Annotated in this window: 6 protein-coding genes; 3 read left to right on the top strand and 3 right to left on the bottom strand. The window is 72.5% G+C overall.

From position 1 onward, the window contains the following. The first annotated feature begins 162 nt into the window (after window positions 1-162). The 3 genes from thiE (at window position 163) to ACFYXM_RS01050 (ending at window position 2,968) form a co-directional block, all read left to right on the top strand. Window positions 163-816: a thiamine phosphate synthase gene (gene thiE, locus ACFYXM_RS01060; protein ID WP_389285634.1), complete on the top strand. Its 654-nt coding sequence runs from the start codon at window positions 163-165 to the stop codon at window positions 814-816. 165 nt (window positions 817-981) lie between these two features. Continuing rightward, a complete protein-coding gene (gene metF / locus ACFYXM_RS01055) occupies window positions 982-1,899 on the top strand; it encodes a methylenetetrahydrofolate reductase [NAD(P)H] (RefSeq protein WP_389285633.1) in 918 nt (305 codons plus the stop codon). 49 nt (window positions 1,900-1,948) lie between these two features. Beyond that, window positions 1,949-2,968: a hypothetical protein gene (locus ACFYXM_RS01050; protein WP_389285631.1), complete on the top strand. Its 1,020-nt coding sequence runs from the start codon at window positions 1,949-1,951 to the stop codon at window positions 2,966-2,968. Window positions 2,969-3,014: 46 nt separating this feature from the next. On the opposite strand, the gene ACFYXM_RS01045 is transcribed toward ACFYXM_RS01050, so the two are convergent. From ACFYXM_RS01045 to ACFYXM_RS01035, 3 genes are all read right to left on the bottom strand, one after another. Continuing rightward, window positions 3,015-4,523, bottom strand: coding sequence for a phytoene desaturase family protein (locus tag ACFYXM_RS01045; protein ID WP_389285630.1), 1,509 nt, complete (start codon window positions 4,521-4,523; stop codon window positions 3,015-3,017). A 64-nt stretch (window positions 4,524-4,587) separates the two neighbouring features. Beyond that, a complete protein-coding gene (locus tag ACFYXM_RS01040) occupies window positions 4,588-5,205 on the bottom strand; it encodes a DUF4126 domain-containing protein (RefSeq protein ID WP_389285629.1) in 618 nt (205 codons plus the stop codon). Between the two features lie 368 nt (window positions 5,206-5,573). Continuing rightward, window positions 5,574-6,185: a TetR/AcrR family transcriptional regulator gene (locus ACFYXM_RS01035; RefSeq protein ID WP_389285627.1), complete on the bottom strand. Its 612-nt coding sequence runs from the start codon at window positions 6,183-6,185 to the stop codon at window positions 5,574-5,576. Window positions 6,186-6,211 lie beyond the last annotated feature (26 nt).

The raw sequence follows: 6,211 nt of genomic DNA, 5'->3' as shown, positions 1-6,211 counted from the left end.
GCGGGCCCCCCCCCCCCCTGTATTGTAGCTATGTGGGGGCTCGGGGGTTTTGGGGGGGGGCGGGGGGGGGGGGGGTGTGGTGGGGGGGGGGGGGGGGGCCCCCCGGCCCCCCACCCCGAGCCGCTCTCATCACCGCTCACGCTCTTCCGGGGGAACCGCACCATGCCCACGCCTCGCGCGCAGCTGTCCGACGCCCGGCTCTACCTGTGCACGGACGCCCGCAGGCGCCAGGGAGACCTTCCGGCCTTCCTCGACGCCGTCCTCGCCGCCGGAGTCGACATCGTCCAGCTGCGCGACAAGGGCATGGAGGCCGCCGAGGAGCTCGAACACCTCGCGGTCCTCGCCGACGCCTGCGCGCGCCACGGCAAGCTCCTCGCGGTGAACGACCGGGCCGACGTCGCCCACGCCATCCGCTGCGACGTGCTCCACCTCGGCCAGGGCGACCTTCCGGTCCCCGCGGCCCGTGCCGTCCTCGGCGACGACGTGCTGATCGGCCGCTCCACCCACGCCCGGTCCGAGGTCGACGCGGCCGTGGCCCAGCCCGGAGTCGACTACTTCTGCACCGGCCCCTGCTGGCCCACCCCGACCAAGCCCGGCCGGCCCGCGCCGGGTCTCGGCCTCGTGCGGTACGCGGCCTCGCTCGGCACCCGGCGCCCCTGGTTCGCCATCGGCGGGATCGACGCGGGCAATCTCGACGAGGTGCTGGACGCCGGGGCGCGCCGGGTGGTCGTCGTGCGGGCGATCACCGAGGCCGACGACCCCGCGGCGGCCACCGCCGACCTCGCCGGAAGGATCCGGGCCCGCGCGGAGGCGTGACCGGGCCCCGTGCCGGACGCGGTCCGGGGAGTATCGGGGCGCGGTCCGGGACCGTGCCGGAGCGTGGACGGCCGAATGTCCGAAGGATGGACAAAGAAACGTTCAATCCGGACATTTAGCGCTGGTCTGGTCCTGCGGTCCGCGCGCTCTGGTTAACCTGCCCATATGGCCCTTGGCACACCTACCACCAGGACGGATCACGCGCCCACGGTTCGTGAACTCCTCGCGACCGGCAAGCCTTCGTACTCCTTCGAGTTCTGGGCGCCCAAGACCGAGAAGGGTGAACGCAACCTCTGGAACGCCCTGCGCCGCGTCGAGGCGGTGCGGCCGAGCTTCGTCTCCGTGACGTACGGCGCCGGCGGCTCCACCCGGGCGGGGACGGTCAAGGCCACGCAGGAGATCGCCGCCGACACCACCCTCACCCCGGTCGCGCACCTCACCGCGGTCAACCACTCCGTCGCCGAGCTGCGCAACATGGTCGGGCAGTACGCCGACGCCGGGATCCGGAACATCCTCGCCGTGCGCGGGGACCCGCCCGGCGACCCGATGGGTGAATGGGTCGAGCACCCGCGGGGCGTGCGGTACGCAGCCGATCTGGTCCGGCTCATCAAGGAATCCGGTGATTTCTGTGTCGGGGTCGCGGCATTTCCCGAGATGCACCCGCGTTCGAGCGACTGGGACACCGACATCCGGCATTTCGTGGACAAGTGCCGTGCCGGTGCCGATTATGCGATCACCCAGATGTTCTTCAATCCCGACGATTATGTGCGGATGCGTGACCGGGTGGTCGCTGCGGGTTGCGAAACCCCGATCATTCCCGAGGTCATGCCGCTGACCAGTGTCAAACAGCTCGACCGGTTCGCACAGCTCAGCAACGCCTCCTTCCCCTCGTCGCTGAAAGAACGGATCCTCGCGGTCAAGGACGATCCCGCGGCTGTACGCTCCATTGGTATCGACTTCGCAACGGAGTTCTGCGCGAGGCTGCTTTCCGAAGGTGTGCCCGGACTGCACTTCATCACGCTCAACAACTCGACCGCGACGCTCGAGATCCACGAGAATCTCGGACTGCACAAGCAGTTGTGACCGGCCGTACCCGCCACGACCCGGGCGGTGGCCGTAGGAGGGGGCGGGCATGGGCTGGACAGTCCTCTACATCGCGTTCGGAATCGTCGCGCTGTGGCTGCTCGGCGAGGTGCTCCTGCAGTACAAGGCGCGCCTGCGCTGGCGACTGCTGGCCTTCGCCGGCTTCCTCTGTGTGATCATCGGCGTCCTGATGCAGTCGCGGTTCGTGATCGTCGTCGGCACGATCGCGTTCGCGATCGGTCAGACGTACGTCACGCTGTCCTTCCGACGCGGCTTCTCCACCGGCTGGGCCATAGGGGGAAGCCCTGGTGAGAGCCGTCGCCGCCGCGGCGGGAGGGGCGGCAGGGGAGGGAAGGCCCGGAACAGCCGCAGGGCGGCACCCACGCTCGAAGTGTCGGACGTGGAGGCGGCGCAGGACGGGCAGGTGCCCGCGCAGCCGATGGCCGATGCCTCGCCCGCCGCCGTCTACGCGCCGGAGCCGCTGCCCGACGACACGGGCCAGTACGGCGTCTACTCCGAGCACTCCCGCGCGGCACGGGACGGCGGCCTCGACGACCAGGCACGGACACGGCTGCAGCCGCAGTACGCCGCGTACGACGGCGGCATCGACCCCGCCGCGTACCCGGTGCCGGGCCAGGACCTCTCGACCGGCCACGACACGTTCCCGGCCGGCCCCGCCGCCGCGTTCGCCACCGATCAGGACGTGTTCGCAGCCGGCCACCCGGCGTTCCCGAGCGGTCAGGACGCGTTCTCGACCGGTCATGACTCCCTGGGCGCCCAGAACTCCTTCGCCGGGCCGTACGACTACGGCACGGGCGGGCAGCAGCGGTACGCCGCGTACTCCGACCCCTACATCGGGACCGGTACCGCGGGCGGTCCCGCCCCGTACGACGGCTACGGCGACCCGTACGCCCAGCAGCAGTACGCCGAGACCCCGCCCGGCGGTGTCTGGGTGCCGCAGCAGCGCGAGGGCGAGCAGTACCCGGCCGTGCCCCCGGAGCAGCCCGCCCCGTATCCGAACGGCCACCACAACGGCAACGGCTACGACGGGGAGCAGTACCGCTACTGAGCGCCGGGGCGCCGCCGACGACGGGCTCGACAGGCGGCGCCCGGGGTCACTGGGAGCCCCGGAACCTGTCCCCCTCCACGATCAGCCCCGCGACCAGCGCCCCCGACATCCCGGCATGGGCGAGCCCGCCGCCCGGATGCGACCAGCCGCCCGCGAGGTAGAGACCCGGCAGCCGAGTGCGGTTGCCGGGACGCAGGTACGCCCCCTGGGCCCCGGCCAGAGCGGGCCCGGGCACCGAACCGCCCTCGGCGCCCGTGTCGGCCGCCGTCTCGGCCGGGGTGCGCACCTCGGCGTGCATGATCCGCTCCCGTACGCCGGGTATGACCGCTCCAGCCGCCTCGATCAGGGTGTCGGCGAAGCGCGCGCGGGTCGCCGGATCCGTCCAGTCCACCGTCCCGTGCGGGGCGACCGTCGCCGTCAGCGTCACCGCCTCGTGCGCGTCGTCGGGGCGGGTCGTCGGGTCGTCCGGACGCAGCACCGTCACCGTCGGCCGGTCGGCGATCCGCCTGGCGAACACCGCTTCCTGCTCCGCCGTGCCGTCCGCCGGATGCACCACCGTCCGGTGCGCGGCGTCCGCGGGCCGGGCGCCTTTCAGCGACAGCATGACCACGAACCGGCCCGGCTCCACCAGCCGCCCCCGTTCCGGTCCGTCCCCGTCCGGTCCCAGCGCCTGACCGGGCACCAGGCCGGGGCGCGGCGGGACCCCCAGCACCACGTGCTCGGCCTCCGCGACCGTGCCGTCCGTGAACTCGACGCCCGCCGCCCGGCCGCCCTTCTCGACCACCCGGGCCGCTTCGCGGCCCAGGGCGAACTCCACCTTCCGGGCCAGGCACCGCTCGTACACCGCCCGCGCCAGGGCCCGGATCCCGCCCTCGACGTACCAGCTGCCGAAGGTCTCCTCCATGTACGGCAGCAGGGCGGCGGCGGCCGGTGCGCGGCGCGGGTCCAGGCCGTACGACAGGGCGTAACCGTCGAGCAGGGCCGCCAGCCGGGGGTCCGCCAGCTCCCACGCGCCGATCTCCGCCAGCGTGCCCGCCCGCCGGGCCGGCCGCAGCAGCCGACGCTGCCGCGGCGCGGGATACGGATCACGGCCGAGCACCTGCCAGTCGGGGCGCAACGGCTCCTCCAGGAGCGGGCGTCTCGACCGGTCCCAGGCGTCCCGCGCCCGGTCGAGGAACGCGCCCCAGGCCGCGCCCGCTCCGCCTCCGAGCGCGGCGTCCAGCGCGGCGACCACCCCGGCCCGCGAGGCGTTCGGCAGCGAGACGGCCGTGCCGTCCGCGAAGACGTGACGGCTCGCCGGATCGACCTGGGTCACCGTGACGCACCGCTCCAGCGGCTCCTTGCCCGTCTTCACGAACAGGTCGCGGTGGACCGCGGGCAGGTGCAGCAGCGCGGGGCCGGTGTCGAAGGCGAAGCCGTCATGGGCATACCGGCCGACCGAGCCGCCGTAGGTCTCCGACCGCTCGTACACCGTCACCCGGTGGCCTGCCACGGCGAGCCGGGCAGCCGCCGCCATCGCGCCCATCCCGGCGCCGATCACCGCAATTCGTGCCATGCCAGCGACCTTAACGGCCGCCCGCGACGCGCGGTCCAGCGGCCTTCGCGAGCGGCGGCGTCACTCAGACCAGCGGTCCGTGCACCCCCGTCCTGGCCAGGCGCTTCTCCTCACGGCGCTGGGCCCTGCGGCGCAGGAACCGGCGGATGCGGGAAGCCAGAAAGATCATTATCACCAGGCCGAGCAGCAGCAGCGCCGCGGCGACGGCCGCGGCCGCCAGCGGGTGGAATATGGCGAAGGTGACGATTCCCGCGACGCCCAGGTCCTCGGCGATGCTCACCACGATGTTGCTGAACGGCTCGGGGGAGGTGTTGACCGCCATCCTGGTGCCCGCCTTCACCAGATGGCTGACCAGCGCCGTGGAACCGCCGATGGCACCGGCCGCGATCTCCGGCAGCGAGCCGCTCTCGCCCGCCAGCAGAGCCGCCACGACCGCCCCGGTGATCGGTCTGACGGCGGTCTGCAGCGCGTCCCAGGCCGTGTCCACGTACGGGATCTTGTCGGCGACCGTCTCGCACAGGAACAGCACACCGGCCACGACCAGGACGTCGGTGCGCTGCAGCGCCGCGGGCACCTCGTCGGAGAGACCGGTCACGCCGAAGACACCGAGCAGCAGGACCACCGCGTAGGCGTTGATCCCGCTCGCCCAGCCGCTCGTGAACACCAGGGGAAGTACGGACACGGACGAGATCGTAACCAGACGGGCCCCGGCCCCGGGCGGGGTTCCGTGCGGAGGTGAGTATCCGTACCTAGACAGTGAGATGAGTAGGCGCGCGGATGGGTTCCCGTCCGCGTGGAGGGAAGAGTGGAACGCACGGACAGGAGCGCGGCGCGCGGCACCGCCGACACGGGGCGGCGGAACGGGCGCGGCACTCCTTTCCGGACCGGGGGAGTACGGGGGTGAACGAAGGGGAGTCCGCGGGCCACGGGGAGAACGTGGCCGGGGGGAGGGCTCTCCGGCAACGAGGATGACGCCGGTTCGGCGTGGGCCCGGGAGGACCGGGCCTCACCGGACCGGCGTCCTCGCGCACCGGCCCGGCAAGGGACGGATCAGCGCCCGCTGACCCGTCCGCGCAGCAGCAGCGACAGCGCCGAGTGCACGTCGTCGATCGACCGCCCCGGCTGGAACGCCTGCCAGTCCAGGGCCGCGACCAGCACCATGCCGACCAGGGCGGCGGCCGTCAGCGGAATGTCGATCTCCCCGCTGAGTTCACCGAGCTCCACGCCCTCGCGCAGCACCTCCTCGACCACGGCCACCGCCTCCTGGCGCACCACCAGGAGGGTCGACTGCCAGGCCCGGTTGGTGCGCCACAGCTCCGCGACATAGAGCTGAGTGAAGGCTGGGTAGCGGTCGATGAAGGCCAGGCCCGCCCTGATCATCGCGTCCAGGGCCTCGACCCGGGTGCCACCGCGCTCCTTCGTCCCCTCGGCCGCGGAGCGCAGCGACGCGGTGAGCAGCCCGACGCCATGGCGCAGCAGTTCCTCGAAGAGCTCCGTCTTGCTCTTGAAGTTGTAGTAGACCGTGCCCTTGGCGACCCCGGCGCGCTCGGCGATCTCGTCCACCGTGGTCGCCGAGAAACCCTTCTCGGCGATGAGGGTCACAGCCGCCTCGTAGAGCTTCTGCCGGGTGGCTTGGCGGCGCGTGCCGCTGCTGCTTTCCATGCCCTTGATTCTCACAGGTTCCGGCG

Origin of the sequence: Streptomyces sp. NPDC002476, assembly GCF_042889785.1 — a bacterium.
In the GTDB taxonomy this organism is placed as follows: Bacteria; Actinomycetota; Actinomycetes; order Streptomycetales; family Streptomycetaceae; genus Streptomyces.
Note: the sequence above shows the minus strand (reverse complement) of the source record. Positions and strands in the feature narration are given on the sequence as shown.

Bases quoted from the DNA above. Each gene is read 5' to 3' on its own strand.
- thiE (WP_389285634.1), top strand. From the start codon at position 163: ATGCCCACGCCTCGCGCGCAGCTGTCCGACGCCCGGCTCTACCTGTGC.
- metF (WP_389285633.1), top strand. From the start codon at position 982: ATGGCCCTTGGCACACCTACCACCAGGACGGATCACGCGCCCACGGTT.
- ACFYXM_RS01050 (WP_389285631.1), top strand. From the start codon at position 1,949: ATGGGCTGGACAGTCCTCTACATCGCGTTCGGAATCGTCGCGCTGTGG.
- ACFYXM_RS01045 (WP_389285630.1), bottom strand. From the start codon at position 4,523: ATGGCACGAATTGCGGTGATCGGCGCCGGGATGGGCGCGATGGCGGCG.
- ACFYXM_RS01035 (WP_389285627.1), bottom strand. From the start codon at position 6,185: ATGGAAAGCAGCAGCGGCACGCGCCGCCAAGCCACCCGGCAGAAGCTC.